This window comes from Neisseria mucosa, from assembly GCF_013267835.1.
In the GTDB taxonomy this organism is placed as follows: Bacteria; Pseudomonadota; Gammaproteobacteria; order Burkholderiales; family Neisseriaceae; genus Neisseria.
In genome coordinates, this window is sequence record NZ_CP053939.1 from 2,029,657 (window position 1) to 2,046,870 (window position 17,214).

The following is a 17,214-nucleotide window of genomic DNA, read 5'->3' on the forward strand; positions in this document are numbered from 1 at the left end:
TATATCTGCGCTATTGGTTTAATGCTGAGAAAAGGAAAAGAAATGTTTATCGTATCGTTGGAATATATTAAAGACTTGGCTGCGGTTGAAACCTACCTGGCTGAGCATATCGCGTATCTCGAGCGGTATTATCAAGCAGGTATATTTGTTATGTCTGGCCGCAAACAGCCGCGGACGGGCGGCGTTATCTTGATGAAAGCATCAGGCAGGGAACAGGTGGAAAAGTTAATTGCAGAAGACCCGTTTCACCGAGAAGGCGTGGCGAAATACACGATTACCGAGTTTATTCCGACCAAGGTCGCCGAAGGACTTGAAAACTATTTGGAAACTATCTAAACCGATTTTTCAGAAGGCTATTGCCCCAAAAATAATATTAAAAAGGAATCCATCATGTTTACCCTATACGGAGAAACTTTCTCTTCACGGCTGCTGCTCGGTACGGCTGCTTATCCGACGCCGGAAATCCTCAAGCAGTCTGTCCAAATCGCGCAACCGGCGATGATTACCGTTTCATTGCGCCGTGCCGGCAGCGGCGGCGAAGCGCACGGGCAGGGTTTTTGGTCGTTGTTGGAGGAAATGGGCGTACCTGTATTGCCCAATACCGCAGGCTGTCAAAGCGTTCAGGAAGCCGTGACCACTGCGCAAATGGCACGCGAAGTGTTTGATACCGACTGGATTAAGCTCGAACTTATCGGCGATGATGATACGTTGCAGCCCGATGTGTTCCAACTAGTCGAAGCGGCGGAAATCCTGATTAAAGACGGCTTCAAAGTGCTGCCTTATTGCACTGAAGACCTGATTGCCTGCCGCCGCCTGCTTGACGCAGGCTGTCAGGCGTTGATGCCGTGGGCGGCGCCGATTGGCACGGGTTTGGGCGCGGTTCATGCTTATGCGTTGAAAGTCCTGCGCAAACGCCTGCCCGACACGCCGTTGATTATCGATGCCGGTTTGGGTTTGCCTTCGCAGGCGGCGCAAGTGATGGAATGGGGCTTTGACGGCGTGTTGCTGAATACCGCCGTTTCCCGCAGCGGCGATCCGGTCAATATGGCACGCGCTTTTGCGCTTGCGGTCGAGTCGGGCCGTCTGGCATATGAGGCGGAACCTGTGGAAGCGCGTGAGAAAGCGCGCGCCAGTACGCCGACGGTGGGCCAGCCTTTCTGGCATTCGGCGGAATATTGATAAACATTAGGGCGTGTCGAACACGCCCTTTTTTATTGGTGGAAAACCTGATTTTAGGTTGAACAGAATGTTCAGACGGCCTTGGCCAAAAGCTGTTTCAATGGCTTTAAGATTTGCCATGCCTGCGCTTTGAGTTGCGGCTGCATCAGCAGGCGGGCGGGGTGGGGAATGACGAAATGCGGCCGCTTCCCGCACAATTCGTTCATCAGTCCGATCATGTCGGGGCTGTCGAAGATTTTGCCGAGAAACAATACTGCGCGCGCTTGCGAAGCGGTCAGCTCGTTTTGCATTTCGGCAAGCTCGGCGCGGACGTGTTCGGCATCGGGCAGGGCGGTGAACACGGGCGCGGTTTTGACCCATGCGGTTTTGTGCGCCTGCTCGGGCTTGAGGCCGATGGCGGCGAGGATGTTGTCGAGAAGTGTGCCGACGTTGCCGCTAAACAGCGTACCGTGCAGGCTGTCTTCGGTGGACGGGCAAATGCTGACCACCATGATTTCAGACGGCCTGATGGTTACGTCAAGACGGGGCAGATTGTCTGAATGCGCGGCTTTTTCTGTTTTTGCCGGTGTTTTGGCTATGGCTTTGGGTGCCGCTTCGGGAACGCGGACAGCCGGTTTGGCCGTTTGCGCAGTGGCAATGGCGGCGGTGCGTGCCTGATGGGCGCCTGCGGATAAAGTGCGCACGGCTTGCGCGGTATCGGTGGCAATGGTTTTGGGGCGGACGGGTGCAGTCGCGGCTTGAGGCGCGACATGGATGATTTTGGCGTTTCGGTTCAGCCACATCGGGCCCAAACCCAAGGCTTCGTGCAGGTGCAGGTAGCGGCTGCTTAACATGATTTCTCCATCAATACGGCATCTTCGCTGCCACCGTCGGGCAGGGCGTAGTAGTTTTTGCGGCGGCCGCAGGTTTGGAAGCCGTGTTTGCGGTAGAGCTGTTGCGCGGTTTCATTGCTTGCACGGACTTCGAGTAGCAATCGGGTTGCGCCTTGCTGTTGCACTGCGTTTTGCCAGTGTTGCAGCAGGGCGGATGCAATGCCTTGGCGGCGGTATTTGGGCGCGACGGCAATCAGGTGCAGTTCGGATTCGTCAAACACGGTTTGCCACACGATAAAACCGGTAATTTGGTGGTCGGCCTGACTGAGCCAAACGCTGTCGGGATGGTGTTGAACCGCCGATTCAAACTGCTGCGCCGTCCACGACGAAGGATTGCCTTGTGCGTCGATGGCGGCAAGGGTGGAGCAGTCGGCAAGTACGGCTGGGCGCAGGTTCACGGTTTGGCCTTTTGTTGGGCTTGCTCTTGCGCGGTCAGGGCAATTTTGTTGCGGACGTAGAGCAGCTCGGCGTGTGCCGCATCGGTGGCAACATAGCGGCCGCTGCGGGCAAGTTTAAGATAGTCGGTGGCGGTCGGCATATCGGCTTGACCGTCAAAAGGCGGTTTGTCGGCGAGGGCAAAGGCATTGCCGATGCCGCCGGTAGGCGTTTTGCCTTCGGGAGCGGTAATGGCGGCGGCTTTGCCAACCGTGTAATCGCTCAAGCGGACGTGGTTTTGCGTATCAAACCATGCGTAGAACACTTCGCCCATACGCGCATCGGTGGCCGCCAGTACACAGCTTGATGGCGGCAGCAGCGAAGCGGCGGCATCGAGGCAGGGAATGCCGATCATGGGCGTGTCAAACGGCGTGGCCAAACCTTGTGCAACCGCCGCGCCGATACGCAGGCCGGTAAATGCGCCGGGGCCCTGTGCATAAACGATGCAGCCCAAATCGGCGGCCGTGATGCCCGCTTCTTTAAAGAGGCGTTCGATTTGCGGCAGGATTTGTTCGGATTGCTTGGTGCCGACGTTTTCGTGAAACAGGCGGACTTCGCCTTGATGTTCCAATGCGATGGACAGAAAGGATGTGCTGGTGTCGATGGCAAGAGTCGGGCGGTTGTCGGTTGGCATGGTGTTATTTTTTTAGAAGGATATGGGTTGCCATTATAGTGGAACGGCGAGGGGGAACAAAGCATTCGGGCGGCGCTTGGGTAAAAACGTCGTTTGCGTAAACATATTTGGCAGGTAAACCAAGGTTTCAGGCCGTCTGAAAACGTTTCAGACGGCCTTGTTTTATTGGTCGAGTTTCAATAAAGGCGAACCTGCTTTTTCAACGGCGCGGCGGTAGGCTTCATGCGCTTCGATGCGTTGCAAATAAGCGCGGATATTGGGGTAGTCGGCAAAATCGAAGCGGTCGGCTGCTGCTTGCAGCGGATAGCTCATCATGATGTCGGCACCGCTGAGGCTGTTGCCGACCAACCATTCGCGGTTTTCCAGCTCGCTGTCAATATGGGCAAGATGCAGGGCGGCTTGCGGATGGATAAAGCTGCTTTTGACGCTACCGCTGATTTTGCGGGCAATCGGTTTGACGAAAAACGGCATGGGTGCACTTTCAATTCGGCGGAACACCAGTCCGAGCAGCAATAACGGCATCAGCGAACCTTCGGCATAATGCAGCCAGCGTTGATATTGCCAGTATTCGCGGCTGCCGCGTTTGGGCATCAGGCGGCCGTTGCCGTAGGTTTGAATCAGATAGTCGGTAATCGCGCCGCTTTCCGCCAAGATAAAGCCGTCATCATCCAATAAAGGCGATTTGCCCAAGGGATGGATGGCTTTGAGTTCGTCAGGGGCGAGCAAAGTGTCGGGATGACGGCGGTAGGTTTGCAGGCGGTAAGGCGTACCGAGGATTTCAAGCAGCCAAACAATGCGCAGGGCGCGGGATTGGTCGAGCGAATGTAGGGTAATCATGAGGGGCTTTAAATATCGGTTTGTTTGAGGCCGTCTATGTTGATTTGGCAGGCATCGGCGTATTTTTGCAGGGTTTTGGCCGGTAGTTTGGCGAACACTTCGGGACGGAAATGCCGACGCAGCTGCCATTTCCATACGCCTGCCGCCATGGCCAAGCCGGTTTCATCATAACGGCAGCGGAACATATGGTAGTACAGCGGAGAATATTCGCCTTTTTTGACGGCTTCGCGCGCGGCCTGAGTTTGGGCATCGAGTTCGCACACCGCCATTTCGGTGGCGTAGGCTTCGTCCTGCCAACCGTTGCTGGTAGCCGCTTCGTAGTGGCCGTCGCGGGTGCCGTAGATGACTTTGCGGTGGCCGTGGTAGCTGGCGCTGTTGTCTTGAGGGATGTCGTCAATCTTCATTCAGACGGCCTTTACTGCTTCCAAAAGCATGAAACATGTTGAAAAGCGTCCGCTTTCCGGAACGTAACACAGGATTTTTTGGCCGTGCTCGATGGGGAAAGTGCGCATAAATTCTTCAAGGATGATGTAAATCGAGGCCGAACCCGTGTTGCCCTTGCTGTGCAGATTGGTAAACCATTTTTCCTGCGGAATGTCGAAGCCGATGTTTTTCAGGCCGTCTGAAAGGCGGTCGCGGAAAAAGCCGGAAGAGTAGTGGGGCAGGAACCAATCGATTTCTTTGGCGCGGATGCCGTGTTTGGCGGCGATTTGGGAGAGGGGTTTTTCCACCGTATAGCGGACGATGTTTTCGTTCAGCAGTTTGACGTCCTGTTTGACCGCCATCAGGCTGTGGCGGCGGCCGTAATCGGCATCGGCGTGTTTCCAGCCTTCAAAGATTCCGTCGCGGAATTCTGCGCCGGCATACATGCAGGGCGGCATTTCGTTGGCGTAGGAAAGCAGGTCTATCCAATGGATTTTCAGGCTGAGGCCGTCTGAATTAGGGCGGTCGGACAGATACACCGCGCCTGCGCCGTCAGACAGCATCCAGCGTAAAAAGTCTTTTTCAAACCCGATTTCGGGGGACGCGTTTTCCAGTTTTTTATGGTCGGTTTCACTTTGGAACACTTCGCCGCGCATGACTGCCGAGGCGTTTTCGGAAGCAACGGAAACCGCATGTGCGTGTTCGCCGGTGCGTACGGCGTTGTAGGCGTGTTTCATCGCCGCCATACCTGCCGCACATACGCCTGCCATGCTGAACACTTCGCAAGGCGGCATATCCAGCAAACCATGCACCATCACGCCGTGTCCGGGCATGGTTTGGTCGGGATAGGAAGTGGCGCAGGCCAGGCTGCCGACGGCTTCTGCAGGAACGCCTTGGGCAAACAGGCCGTTGACCGCTTCGGCGGCCAATTCGGCATTGGTGTGCGTCGTGCGGCGGCTTTCAGGGTCGATGGCGTAATGGCGCGACAAAATGCCGTTGGAGCGCAAAATCATACGGCGCACGCGTGAAGGCACATCGCCTGCCATGCCGAGGACGGCTTCCATTTCGTCATTGCCGACGGGGGCGTTGGGCAAAAAGGCAGAAACGCGGTTGAGATAAACGTCTTTGAGTGTGTTATTCGATGTCATGATGTGTTTGTCAAAATAATCAACCGATAAACCGCGCCGCGTAGTCGCAGCTTGCAGTCAACGGGATGTGATGTGTTTCGGCATATTCCATCAGCGCGTCCACCAGCAGTTTGGCAATGCCGCGATGACGGAAGTTGGGCGAGACCTCGGTATGGTTTACGTCCCAGCCGCCGTTGTGTTCGGTATAGCTGATATAGCCTGCTTCCAAACCGTCAATATCGATTTGAAAGCGATGGAGCTCGGGGTAGTGGATCACTTCGGGCATGATGGATTCCTGGTTTGAGGCCGTCTGAAACGGATTATCTGCCTGACGGTTGCGCATAATAGTCCGCCAGCTTTTTCAGACGGCCTTTGAGCAGCGGATGCAGCAGCTTTTTCAAAATTACGCTAACGGGTAAAACTACCAAAATCATCGCCAATAAAAAGACGATGTAAAAGCACAGCAAGGCACGGCGCAAAAGCGGAGAAATACGGCCTGCCGCCATCAAAAGCCTGCCCCAGACGAAGAAGCTGCGGCCGGCGGCGCGTTCGCTGAAAATCAGTTTTTCATTGACTGTCACCGCGCCCATATTTTGAAACAGGGTTTCGTCCAAAGGCTGTTGGTTTAACAGTGCATCGCGCAATTTCGCACCAAACCGCGCCGCATCCGCCAATTCTTCTTCAGCAATGCCGGCGGAGGGCAGGGAGCGGAAATAGCGTTTGTCACCGGTCAGCATCCAGGCAGGAGTGGTAATAAAACTTGCCGCGCTGTTGCAGGCATCGATTTTTACGATGTTGCCGATGAGTTTAGCGCCGTTTTGTTTCAGCAAAGATTTCATTTTCTCTTGCGCGCCCAGCCACATATTGCGGCAGCCGATAAGCGTGATGACCGGTTTGCCGTCCAGCAGGCGGTGCGTTTCTTCGCGTTGCAAAAAGGCGGTCATCGGTTGCGAAGGAGAGAGGAACCAAACGGTGTAGGCAATGACCACCACATCGTAATCTTCGGATGGAATGTGCGGCGGCAGAATCGGGGCGGGCTTTAAATGGACGGTTTCAGGAAAGGTATCGAAAAAACGCCAAAACGGCCACGGAAACGGAAACGCCTGCTCCGGTACGATATTGACGCAATCGACCTGTATGCCGGCTGTTTGCAACGGCGCGGCAAAATTTTGCGCCAGGCTGGAGAGCTGCCCCGTTTGCGAGTAATGCACAATCAGCACTTTTTTCATTATCTTCCCTGCAATGAGTAAGTTATGGTTGGTTTGGACGGTATTATATAGTAAACCGACCTGCCTTGAACTTTATTCATATTCAGTATGTTCGCGAAGGTTTCAGCCGATTTGGATGGAAGCGCCGTATTCTGTCGGAATGGGGCGGAGAAGCGGATTTTTATGCCATGCCAACATGAACAACGGCCGTCTGAAATTTTTCAGACGGCCTTGTGTGGAAAACGGGACGCATGGTTTAGAACGGGATTTGCGCTAAGTATGGCGTGCAAATTGTATAGACAAAAAAATAACCGCTTCAAGGCGGTTGGTGGTGGCCAGAGGCGGAATCGAACCGCCGACACACGGATTTTCAATCCGTTGCTCTACCAACTGAGCTATCTGGCCTTCGCGTGTTTCGTTGCGAGATGTGAATTAAACCAAATTTCGTTGCCTTGTGCAAGCGTTTGTAGGCTTTATTTTTGAGGCGGTAAATTAAGATTTTGTTTTGTATTGAATTATTTTTTCGTTTTAATTGGCGGTTTTTAAGTTTGCCGGTTTGATTTTCAGACGGCCTAAGATACAATCGGCTTTTTTGCTTTGGATTTATGCCATGCTGTATGTGTTTGTTCGTGATATGTGGGATGTTTTGCGTTTGCGCTATCGTTCGCCGGAGACGTATTTGTATTCGCCTTTGGTGATGGCGGCGGTGTTGCTGCTGTTGGGTGTGGTGAACGCGGCCAGCATGTCGCCTTTGTTTGGCAGCGGCGCGGCGGCGGTGTGCCTGTCGGTGATTTTGGTGATGGTGAAATGGTTGGTGTTAAGCCGCTCGATGCGCAAGGTGCTGCATTATTACGGTGCGCCCCGGCTGCCTTTGTGGGGCTTTATTTTGGTGTCTGAGGCTTTGCTCTTGCCGCTGTTGCTGGTGTTGTATGTGCCGGCGTTGGCTGTGTTTGCGCTGTTGTGGCAGGCTTGGGTGTTTGTGGTGCAGGTACGCGGTTTGATGTGGATGGGGAATGCAACGGTAGGCCGTGTTTTGGTGGGCTACCTGTTGTATGGTATCGGCGTGCTGTGTGTGGGTACGGTGATTCTGATGCTGTTTATTGCCGCCGGTTGGTTGGACCTAGAAACGTTGAATCAAAACCTACAGGCGTTGACGTCTGCCCGTCAATAATCCATGAAAATGGAAAGGCCGTCTGAAATGTCCAGACGGTCTTAGTTTTATGTGTTTGTTTCGTGGTCTTGCAGGATTTTTTGATAGACGGGGTCGGGGAGGTAGCGGCCTATCATGTCGCGCCAGCCTTGGGGGCCGACCAAGCCTTTGACCATGGTGGAGGATACTTCGGCTATTTCGCGCGGCGGCATCAGGAAGACGGTGGAGATTTCGGGGGCGATGTCGCTGTTGATGTAGCGCATCGAGCGTTCGTATTCGTAGTCGGCGGCGGAACGGATGCCGCGGACGATGAAATTGGCGTTGGCTTCTCGGGCGTAATCGACCAAAAAGCGGTTTTCAAACACGCTGATGCGGACGTTGGGGAAGGGGTGGGTAATGGCATCGAGCATGGCGCGGCGTTCTTCTATGGTGTAGGTGCTGCGCTTTTCGGGATTGGTGCCGATGGCGACGATGAGTTCGTCAAAGAGGGATTGGGCTTCCTGTATCATCCACAGGTGGCCGAGGGTGGGAGGGTCGAAGCTGCCTGCGTACACGGCACGGCGCGGAGTGGTCGTGGTCATTTTGGGTTGGGAATGGGGTTTGTGTGGCGTTCAGGATAGGGGAGTTTGCCGGTGATGTCAAAAATCAAAAAGGCCGTCTGAAATTTCAGACGGCCTTTGCGGCTTTATCAGTCGTCACCGCTGAGAGAGATGAGGATTCTCAAGAGGCTGCTGAAAATATTGTAGATGGAGATGAAGATGGTCAGCGCCGCGCTGATGTGGCTGTCTTCGCCGCCGTCGATAACGGCACGCACCTGCCACATAATCATCAGGGAACTGAAGACAACGAAGCCGGCTGCGATGGTTAGGCTCAGTGCAGGGATGTTGAGGAAGATGTTGGCTACAACGGCAATCATGAGCACGATCGCACCGGCACCGAGGAAGCTGCCGAGTTTGTTCATGTTCATTGTGGTGCGGCGTGCCATGGCGGACATGGTGAAGAATACGCCGGCGGTCATGGCGGCGGCCGTACCGACGATTTGCGCGCCGTTGTTAATCGCCAGGGCGTATTGCAGCATAGGGCTGATGGCAAGGCCCATACCGAAAGTGAAGATCATCAACAGGGCGACGCCGACGTTGCTGTAACGGTTTTTCTCGATCAGGAAGGTCATGCCGTAGAAGAAGCCGAAGAAGGCGGCCAGGGAAACCCAGTATGAGCCGAATATGGCGAAAATGTTAAAGCCTGTTTTGGCGGAAAAGAACGCGCCGGCAATGGCAGGAATGAAAGACAGGCCGAGCAGGCGGTAGGTTTTTTGCAGGACGGTATTTTTGGCAACCGAGCCTTGCGAGGTATAGTCGTAAACGTCGTTTTGCATGGCGTTTGCTCCAGTGTGGATTGAAATGAATGAAATTTGGATTTTAACAGAAAATCATGGGTTTGTATGATTTATCTGTTCTATTTGTCTAATATGCGGGGCAATCGGGAATTTTAAAGGCCGTCTGAAAATCAGGTTTCAGACGGCCTTGGCTTTTCAATGCTTATTTAGGCTCTTGCGGAACGTAGCCTTGTACGGCATCTGCGCCTTCGCCGAAGAAGTATTGTTCCATCTGCTGGGCGAGGTATTCGCGTGCGCGCGGATCGGCAAGGCTTAGGCGGTTTTCGTTGATGAGCATGGTTTGGTGGCGGGTCCATGCCATCCATGCTTCTTGGGAAACGTTTTCAAAAATGCGTTTGCCCAATTCGTTGGGCAGCGGCGGAAATTTCATGCCTTCGGCTTCTTTGCCGAGTTTGACGCAGTGAACCATACGGGTCATGGCGGTTTCCTTATGTGGGGTTGCAAAGGTTGGTATTTTAGCCGATTGCACGGATAGGGGAAAGCGTGGGTTTCAGACGGCCTGAAACCTTGCTATGATGGTCTTTTCTGTTTATTCAGGCAAAGATTATGAACCGCCTCGATACTGCCCGCCGTTATTCCCTTTTTCTCGCCCGCAACCTTGATTCAGGCAAACTCAAGCCCGAAATTTTCCTGCCCATGCTGGACAAGGTGTTGACGGATGAGGATTTCCAAGCCTTTGCCGATTGGGACAAAATCCGCACGGAAGAAAACGAGGAAGAATTGGCGCGGCAGTTGCGCGAATTGCGCCGTTATGTGGTGTCGCAGATTATTGTGCGCGATATAAACCGCATCAGCGATTTGAACGAAGTAACCCGCACGATTACGCTGTTTGCCGATTTTGCCGTCAATACCGCGTTGGACTTTTCCTACGCCTATTATCGGGACATGTACGGCACGCCGATCGGGCGTTATACGAAATCGCCGCAACATTTGAGCGTGGTGGCGATGGGTAAGGCGGGCGGCTATGAGCTGAACGTGTCTTCCGACATCGATTTGATTTTCATCTATCCCGAATCGGGCGATACCGACGGCAGGCGCGAACGCGGCAATCAAGAGTTTTTCACCAAAGTCGGGCAGAAACTGATTGCATTGTTGAACGACATTACCGCCGACGGGCAGGTGTTCCGCGTAGATATGCGGCTGCGGCCGGACGGCGATTCGGGCGCGCTGGTATTGAGCGAAACCGCGCTGGAGCAATACCTGATTACGCAGGGGCGCGAATGGGAACGCTATGCGTGGTGCAAAGGCCGCGTGGTTACGCCGTATCCGAACGACATTAAAGCGCTGGTGCGCCCCTTCGTGTTCCGCAAATATCTGGATTACAGCGCGTATGAAGCGATGCGCAACCTGCACCGCCAAATCCGCAGCGAAGTCAGCAAAAAAGGCATGGCGGACAACATCAAACTCGGCGCGGGCGGCATCCGCGAGGTCGAATTTATCGCCCAGATTTTCCAGATGATACGCGGCGGGCAAATGCGCGCGCTGCAACTGAAAGGCACGCAGGAAACGCTGAAGAAACTTGCCGAGCTGGGCATCATGCCGTCTGAAAACGTCGAAACCCTGCTTGCCGCCTACCGCTTCCTGCGCGACGTCGAACACCGCCTGCAATACTGGGACGACCAGCAAACCCAAACCCTGCCTGCCTCGCCCGAACAGCAGCAACTGCTCGCCGAAAGCATGGGCTTCGACAGCTACGCCGCTTTTTCAGACGGCCTCAATGTTCATCGGAACAAGGTCAATCAGTTGTTCAACGAAATCTTGAGCGAACCCGAAGAACAAACGCAAAGCAATAGCGAATGGCAATGGGCATGGCAGGAAAAACCCGACGAAGAAGAACGGCTAGGCCGTCTGAAAGAACACGGGTTTGATGCCGAAACCATCGCCACACGGCTCGATCAAATCCGCAACGGCCATAAATACCGCCACCTTTCCGCACACGCCCAGCCGCGTTTTGACGCCATTGTGCCGTTGTTGGTACAGGCGGCGGCAGCGCAACCCAACCCGACCGATACGCTGATGCGGCTGTTTGACTTCCTCGAAAACATCAGCCGCCGCTCCGCCTATCTCGCTTTCCTCAACGAACATCCGCAAACCTTGGCGCATCTGGCACAAATCATGAGCCAAAGTTCTTGGGTGGCGGCGTATCTGAGCAAATACCCGATTCTGCTGGACGAACTCATCAGCGCCCAGCTTTTGGATACCGCGTTCGACTGGCAAGCCCTCGCCGCCGCCCTTTCAGACGACCTCAAAGCCTGCGGCGGCGACACCGAAGCGCAAATGGACACACTGCGTCATTTCCAACACGCCCAAGTCTTCCGCCTCGCCGTTCAGGACCTTGCCGGACTGTGGACGGTAGAATCACTTTCCGACCAGCTCTCCGCCCTTGCCGACACCATCCTCGCCGCCGCCGAGCCTTGCGCGTGGGCGGATATGCCCAAAAAACACCGCGATACGCCGCAATTCGCCATCATCGGCTACGGCAAACTGGGCGGTAAAGAGCTCAGCTATTCCTCCGACCTCGATTTGGTCTATCTTTACGACGACCCGCATCCCGATGCAGGCGACGTGTACAGTCGCCTTGCCCGCCGCCTGACCAACTGGCTTTCCGCCGCCACCGGCGCAGGCAGCCTCTACGAAACCGACCTGCGCCTGCGCCCCAACGGCGACGCCGGCTTCCTCGCCCACAGCATTACCGCCTTCGAAAAATACCAGCGCGAAAACGCCTGGACGTGGGAACATCAGTCTCTCACCCGCGCCCGCTTCATCTGCGGTACACCCGAAATTCAGACGGCCTTCGACCGCATCCGTACCGAAATCCTCACCGCCGAGCGCGACCCAACCGTTTTAGCAGGCGAAATCATCGAAATGCGTGAAAAAATGTTCACCACCCATCCGCCGGTTGACAGCAACGTCAAATACGCGCGCGGCGGCGTGGTCGACGTCGAATTTATCGTCCAATACCTCATCCTTGCCCATGCCCGAAAATATCCGCAACTCCTCGACAACTACGGCAACATCGCCCTCTTAAACATCGCCGCCGACTACGGCCTCATCGACAAAACCCTAGCCGAACAAAGCCGCACCGCCTACCGCTTCTACCGCCAGCAGCAACACAATACCAAACTGCGCGATGCCAAAAAAACCGAAGTGACGGACGAATTGCTGACCCACTACGGCAATGTGCGAAAACTGTGGCAGGAAGTATTCGGGGCAGAAGTGAAGTTTGGATAAGCAGGCGGACATATTCAGCGTCAAAGCCCGCATGGCAACACAATTTACCGCCACAACAAACTCACTCTAAACATATAAGGAAAACCAACCATGAAGAAAATGGCACTGTTTTTAACGGTTTTACTGTCGTCGGCCGCAGCCCAAGCCGCTGATTACTTTTTGCCTCATACCGAATGCGATGGCTCTGCAAACGTTCGTGTTGCTCCTGATACACGCAGCAAAATCATGACGGTACTGAATTATGAAAGCAGAAAACACAAAATACTCAGGAAACAGGGTAAATGGTTTCATATTCAATTAGATGGAATCCGTACAGGCTACGTCCATCAAAGCCAAGGTTTTATCGTGCACAATTATGTTGTCGCCAGCCCTGACGGATCGGCAAACGTCCGTAACAACAGCTACCCCGAAGAACCGATCGGGCAAGGCGAAATCATCAAAACACTCCCAAACGGAACACGTGTACAGATCGCCCCAGCCTTCAGAAAAGGCGACTGGTTGTGGTACAGCAATCAGGGAGCTTACACAGAAAAAGACGAGTATGGTCATCATGTTTCGATTCAGGGTTATATCCATAAAAGTCAACTTCGACGCATGGAGTAATAAAGCAAGCAATTTATTCGATTAAGGCATACTTTCGGACATAAAGTAGGTACTGTTTTGCCGAAGATATAAAAAAGGCCGTCTGAAACTTTTCAGACGGCCTTTTATGGTATTTATTCTTCTTCCTCTTCCGGTTCAGCTTCTGCCTCTGCAGGTTTTTCAAGGAAATTGCCTGCCAACCACAGTAAAGCGCCGCCGCCTGTAATGCCTGCTTTAATCCACATGGCGGTATCTTCGCCCCATTCGTAAATCCAGGCCAAAACTTTGGGTACTGCGTTCATATAATTCAAACCGAATGCCAATACGCCGAGGATAAATAAAGTACTGCCCAAGCTTTTCATTGTTATTCCTTATAAAATCAAATATATGCATCAAAACAATTCAATAAATGCAGTGATGCCGAGTGAATGAATGTGTCAAGAAATGCCATTATATTCGGTTTTATGTAAAGAAGATATTTTTATCAAAGCTGATTGGCAGGCTGAGGCGATGGGGAACTGCTTGCAGAGGGAGGGATTCCGTCTGTTTGTTTATAAGTTATCGGCTTGGCTTGGGCAGTCATGATCTGCAAAAACTGTTCTCATTTTGTGTCGATATTGTGATAAAGCCAAACAAGTTCTAAAATACGCAGTTCATTTTCATATTAAAAACAAGGAGAAACTGATGTCTAAGATTGCTGTACTCGGCGGCGGCCTTTCCGGTCGCCTTATTGCGTTCCAATTGGCGGAGCAGGGCGTGGCGGTAGAGTTGTTTGAGAAAGGCGAACGTAACGGCGCACAAGCCGCAGCCTATGTTGCCGCCGCCATGCTGGCGCCTTCTTCCGAGGCGGTGGAGGCAACGCCTGAAGTCATCCGTTTGGGCAGGCAGAGTTTCGCGCTGTGGCGCGGTATTTTAGGCCGTCTGAACACGCCGGTGATGATGCAGGAAAAAGGCAGCCTGATTGTTTGGCATACGCAGGACAAGCCGCTTTCTGCCGAGTTTGCCCGTCATTTGAAGCGCGGCGGCGTGCCGGAACACGAAACCATCCGTTGGAACGCGGACGAAATCGCGGCCAACGAGCCGCAACTGGCAGGACGGTTTTCAGACGGCCTGTATCTGCCGGCGGAAGGGCAGTTGGACGGGCGGCAGGTATTGAATGCACTGGCTGATGCTTTGGCGTCGATGAATGTGCCTTGCCATTGGTCGTGCGAACGCGAAGTCGAAGATTTGGCGGCGCAATACGATTGGGTTATCGACTGCCGCGGTTATGGTGCAAAAGCAGCATGGAACAGGCCGTCTGAAAGCCAATTGCGCGGCATACGCGGCGAAGTGGCGCGCGTTTACGCACCCGAAGTCGAGTTGTCCCGCCCAGTGCGCCTGCTGCATCCGCGCTATCCTTTGTATATCGCGCCGAAGGAAAACCATATTTTTGTGATTGGTGCGACCCAAATCGAAAGCGAAAGCCAAGCGCCGGCCAGCGTGCGTTCCGGTTTGGAACTTTTGTCTGCGCTGTACGCCGTGCATCCGGCATTTGGCGAGGCAAACCTTTTGGAACTGGCCACCGGCCTGCGCCCGACTTTAAACCACCACAATCCTGAAATCCGCTTCAACCGCGAACGCCGCCTGATTGAAGTCAACGGCCTGTTCCGCCACGGCTTTATGATTTCCCCGGCCGTGACCGGTGCGGCCGTGCGTTTGGCCGGCGCGCTGTTTGCCGGAAGCGACATTCCCGAATACGACGAAACCAGCGGTTTGCCGTATATCCGCGCTACGAATTGAAGCCGTTGCGGACGAAGTGGCTTGAAAATCAGGCAAATTGTTTGTGAAAGACAGCCACAGGCCGTCTGAAAATGATAAAATCGCCGTCAATTCAATTAACCTTGCGTCTGAAAACCGCATGATGCCGTTTTCAGACGCCAACCAATTTCCTATTTAACGATAAGCACATGACAACCCAAACCCTCTTAATCGAACTTCTCACTGAAGAACTCCCGCCAAAAGCCCTCAATAATCTGGGCAACCATTTTGCTGCTTCCGTTGCCGAAGGCTTGGAAAAAGCGCAACTGATTGACGGCGCAGCCGAATACACTGCCTACGCTTCTCCGCGCCGTTTGGCCGTTCAAGTCAAAAATGTGAAAGCCGTTCAAGCCGACCAAAAAATCGTGAAAAAAGGCCCGGCCGTGGCCAATGCCATGAAAGACGGTGCGCCGACTAAGGCTTTGGAAGGTTTTGCGCGCGGTGCGGGTGCGAAAATCGAAGACTTGACCGTCATCAACGACGGCAAGCAAGACGTGTACGCCTACGAATACGTCCAAACCGGCAAACCGCTGGGTGAGCTTTTGGAAGACATCATCAATGCCGCAGTGAAAAAACTGCCGATTCCTAAAGTCATGCGTTGGGGCAGCAGCACATTCACCTTCGTGCGCCCGGTACACAGCCTGATCGTGCTGCACGGCGGCGACATCGTCAACGTCAGCGTTTTGGGTCTGCAAAGCGGCAACAAAACACTGGGTCACCGCTTCCTCTCCAGCGGCAAAATCGCTATTGAAAACGCCGACAGCTACGCCGCACAAATGCGTGAGCAAGGCAAAGTGGAAGCATCGTTTGCCGAGCGCAAAGCCGCCATTCAGACGGCCTTGAACGAGCAGGCAGGCCGTCTGAACGCGACCGTTGCCGCCGATGAAGCATTGTTGGACGAAGTGACTGCATTGGTCGAATGGCCTGTGGTATTAGAAGCTGGTTTTGAAGAACACTTCCTCGCCGTACCGCAAGAATGCCTGATCCTGACCATGCAGCAAAACCAAAAATACTTCCCGCTGCTCGACCAAAACGGCAAGCTGATGAACCGTTTCCTGCTGGTTTCCAATCTGCAAACCGAAGATCCGTCACACATCATCCAAGGCAACGAACGCGTCTTGCGCGCGCGCCTGTCTGATGCCGAGTTCTTCTACAAACAAGACCAAAAAGCGACTTTGGAAAGCCGCCTGCCGAAATTGTCCAGCGTGGTTTACCACAACAAAATCGGTTCGCAAGCCGAGCGCATCGAGCGTCTGCAAAGCATCGCCGCCCACATCGCCAAAGCTTTAGGCGCGGACGCTGCCGCAGCCGAACGTGCCGCACGTTTGGCCAAAGCCGACTTGGTCACCGAAATGGTCGGCGAGTTCCCCGAATTGCAAGGCACTATGGGCAAATACTATGCCCGCTTGGACGGCGAAACCGAAGAAATCGCCGAAGCCATCGAGCAACACTACCAACCGCGTTTTGCCGGCGACAACCTGCCGAACGGCAAAGTGGCAACCGCCGTTGCTTTGGCCGACAAATTGGAAACCTTGGTCGGCATTTGGGGTATCGGCCTGATTCCGACCGGCGACAAAGACCCATACGCCCTGCGCCGCGCCGCCTTGGGTATTTTGCGTATGCTGATGCAGTACGGTTTGGATGTAAACGAACTGATTCAGACGGCCTTCGACAGCTTCCCCAAAGGTTTGCTCAACGAGAAAACGCCGTCTGAAACCGCCGACTTCATGCAGGCGCGTTTGGCCGTGTTGCTGCAAAACGATTATCCGCAAGACATCGTTGCCGCCGTACTCGCCAAACAGCCGCGCCGTTTGGACGATTTGACCGCCAAACTGCAAGCCGTTGCCGCGTTCAAACAGCTTCCCGAAGCCGCCGCGCTCGCCGCAGCCAACAAACGCGTGCAAAACCTGCTGAAAAAAGCCGATGCCGAGTTGGGCGCGGTTAACGAAAGCCTGCTGCAACAAGACGAAGAAAAAGCCCTGTATGCCGCCGCGCAAGGTTTGCAGCCGAAAATCTCTGCTGCCGTTGCCGAAGGCAATTTCCAAACTGCTTTGTCCGAACTGGCTTCCGTCAAACCGCAAGTCGATGCCTTCTTCGACGGCGTGATGGTGATGGCCGAAGATGCCGCCGTGAAACAAAACCGCCTGAACCTGCTGAACCGCTTGGCAGAACAAATGAACGCAGTTGCCGACATTGCGCTCTTGAGCGAATAAGGCCGCGTTTCAGTTGACCCGCTTTTCAGGCTGCCCGATGATTCAGGCAGCCTGAAGTTTTTCGGGCGTATCCCTTACATGGCGTTCAAGGGTATAATTCAGCAGATTTGTCAGGCAGGCAAATCGCGCA

General features: G+C 54.0%; 19 protein-coding genes and 1 tRNA gene. 7 read left to right on the forward strand and 13 right to left on the reverse strand.

The window, feature by feature from the left end; genetic code table 11:
* The first annotated feature begins 42 nt into the window (after window positions 1-42).
* Window positions 43-336: a YciI family protein gene (locus tag FOC66_RS09710; RefSeq protein WP_003748157.1), complete on the forward strand. Its 294-nt coding sequence runs from the start codon at window positions 43-45 to the stop codon at window positions 334-336.
* Between the two features lie 54 nt (window positions 337-390).
* Window positions 391-1,179, forward strand: a complete 789-nt coding sequence (locus tag FOC66_RS09715; protein ID WP_003748158.1) for a thiazole synthase — start codon at window positions 391-393, stop codon at window positions 1,177-1,179.
* A gap of 71 nt (window positions 1,180-1,250) precedes the next feature.
* On the opposite strand, the gene FOC66_RS09720 is transcribed toward FOC66_RS09715, so the two are convergent.
* The 9 genes from FOC66_RS09720 to FOC66_RS09760 all read right to left on the reverse strand — a co-directional run bounded on the left by FOC66_RS09720 (window position 1,251) and on the right by FOC66_RS09760 (window position 7,120).
* Window positions 1,251-2,012 carry a uracil-DNA glycosylase family protein gene (locus tag FOC66_RS09720; protein ID WP_003748160.1) on the reverse strand — a complete coding sequence of 254 codons (762 nt, stop codon included), beginning with the start codon at window positions 2,010-2,012 and terminating at the stop codon, window positions 1,251-1,253.
* Window positions 2,006-2,449 (reverse strand): ribosomal protein S18-alanine N-acetyltransferase, encoded by a 444-nt coding sequence (rimI, locus tag FOC66_RS09725; protein ID WP_003748161.1) that lies wholly within the window; start codon window positions 2,447-2,449, stop codon window positions 2,006-2,008. The genes FOC66_RS09720 and rimI overlap by 7 nt, the downstream gene beginning before the upstream one ends.
* Window positions 2,446-3,120 (reverse strand): tRNA (adenosine(37)-N6)-threonylcarbamoyltransferase complex dimerization subunit type 1 TsaB, encoded by a 675-nt coding sequence (tsaB, locus tag FOC66_RS09730; RefSeq protein ID WP_003748163.1) that lies wholly within the window; start codon window positions 3,118-3,120, stop codon window positions 2,446-2,448. The genes rimI and tsaB overlap by 4 nt, the downstream gene beginning before the upstream one ends.
* A 162-nt stretch (window positions 3,121-3,282) precedes the next feature.
* A complete protein-coding gene (locus FOC66_RS09735) occupies window positions 3,283-3,957 on the reverse strand; it encodes a glutathione S-transferase family protein (protein WP_003748166.1) in 675 nt (224 codons plus the stop codon).
* Between the two features lie 8 nt (window positions 3,958-3,965).
* The gene (locus FOC66_RS09740; protein ID WP_003748167.1) at window positions 3,966-4,361 is read right to left on the reverse strand and encodes a hypothetical protein; all 396 of its coding nucleotides are present in this window, start codon (window positions 4,359-4,361) and stop codon (window positions 3,966-3,968) included.
* Entirely contained in the window at window positions 4,362-5,528 is a 1,167-nt protein-coding gene (locus tag FOC66_RS09745; protein WP_003748169.1) for a beta-ketoacyl-ACP synthase III, read from the reverse strand.
* Between the two features lie 19 nt (window positions 5,529-5,547).
* Window positions 5,548-5,793, reverse strand: a complete 246-nt coding sequence (locus tag FOC66_RS09750; RefSeq protein ID WP_036493971.1) for a GNAT family N-acetyltransferase — start codon at window positions 5,791-5,793, stop codon at window positions 5,548-5,550.
* 34 nt (window positions 5,794-5,827) lie between these two features.
* A complete protein-coding gene (locus tag FOC66_RS09755) occupies window positions 5,828-6,736 on the reverse strand; it encodes a hypothetical protein (RefSeq protein WP_003748174.1) in 909 nt (302 codons plus the stop codon).
* A gap of 308 nt (window positions 6,737-7,044) precedes the next feature.
* Window positions 7,045-7,120, reverse strand: a tRNA-Phe gene (locus FOC66_RS09760).
* Window positions 7,121-7,325: 205 nt separating this feature from the next.
* On the opposite strand from FOC66_RS09760, the gene FOC66_RS09765 reads away from it, so the two are divergent.
* On the forward strand, window positions 7,326-7,886 hold the full coding sequence (locus FOC66_RS09765; protein ID WP_003748176.1) for a hypothetical protein: 561 nt from the start codon (window positions 7,326-7,328) through the stop codon (window positions 7,884-7,886).
* Window positions 7,887-7,933: 47 nt separating this feature from the next.
* Here FOC66_RS09765 and coaD read toward each other — a convergent pair whose 3' ends face one another.
* The 3 genes from coaD to FOC66_RS09780 all read right to left on the reverse strand — a co-directional run bounded on the left by coaD (window position 7,934) and on the right by FOC66_RS09780 (window position 9,679).
* Entirely contained in the window at window positions 7,934-8,446 is a 513-nt protein-coding gene (gene coaD / locus FOC66_RS09770) for a pantetheine-phosphate adenylyltransferase (RefSeq protein ID WP_003748177.1), read from the reverse strand.
* A 107-nt stretch (window positions 8,447-8,553) separates the two neighbouring features.
* Entirely contained in the window at window positions 8,554-9,240 is a 687-nt protein-coding gene (locus tag FOC66_RS09775; RefSeq protein WP_003748180.1) for a Bax inhibitor-1 family protein, read from the reverse strand.
* Window positions 9,241-9,403: 163 nt separating this feature from the next.
* Entirely contained in the window at window positions 9,404-9,679 is a 276-nt protein-coding gene (locus FOC66_RS09780) for an oxidative damage protection protein (RefSeq protein ID WP_003748182.1), read from the reverse strand.
* Window positions 9,680-9,807: 128 nt separating this feature from the next.
* Here FOC66_RS09780 and glnE point away from each other — a divergent pair, with 128 nt between their 5' ends.
* Window positions 9,808-12,492, forward strand: coding sequence for a bifunctional [glutamate--ammonia ligase]-adenylyl-L-tyrosine phosphorylase/[glutamate--ammonia-ligase] adenylyltransferase (gene glnE, locus FOC66_RS09785; protein WP_003748183.1), 2,685 nt, complete (start codon window positions 9,808-9,810; stop codon window positions 12,490-12,492).
* A gap of 90 nt (window positions 12,493-12,582) precedes the next feature.
* A complete protein-coding gene (locus tag FOC66_RS09790) occupies window positions 12,583-13,095 on the forward strand; it encodes an SH3 domain-containing protein (protein WP_003748185.1) in 513 nt (170 codons plus the stop codon).
* Window positions 13,096-13,208: 113 nt separating this feature from the next.
* On the opposite strand, the gene FOC66_RS09795 is transcribed toward FOC66_RS09790, so the two are convergent.
* Window positions 13,209-13,436, reverse strand: a complete 228-nt coding sequence (locus FOC66_RS09795; protein ID WP_003748187.1) for a hypothetical protein — start codon at window positions 13,434-13,436, stop codon at window positions 13,209-13,211.
* 322 nt (window positions 13,437-13,758) lie between these two features.
* On the opposite strand from FOC66_RS09795, the gene FOC66_RS09800 reads away from it, so the two are divergent.
* Together FOC66_RS09800 and glyS are read left to right on the forward strand one after the other, a co-directional pair.
* Window positions 13,759-14,853, forward strand: coding sequence for an FAD-dependent oxidoreductase (locus FOC66_RS09800; RefSeq protein WP_003748189.1), 1,095 nt, complete (start codon window positions 13,759-13,761; stop codon window positions 14,851-14,853).
* Between the two features lie 167 nt (window positions 14,854-15,020).
* Window positions 15,021-17,084: a glycine--tRNA ligase subunit beta gene (glyS, locus tag FOC66_RS09805; protein WP_003748191.1), complete on the forward strand. Its 2,064-nt coding sequence runs from the start codon at window positions 15,021-15,023 to the stop codon at window positions 17,082-17,084.
* Window positions 17,085-17,214: the final 130 nt, after the last annotated feature.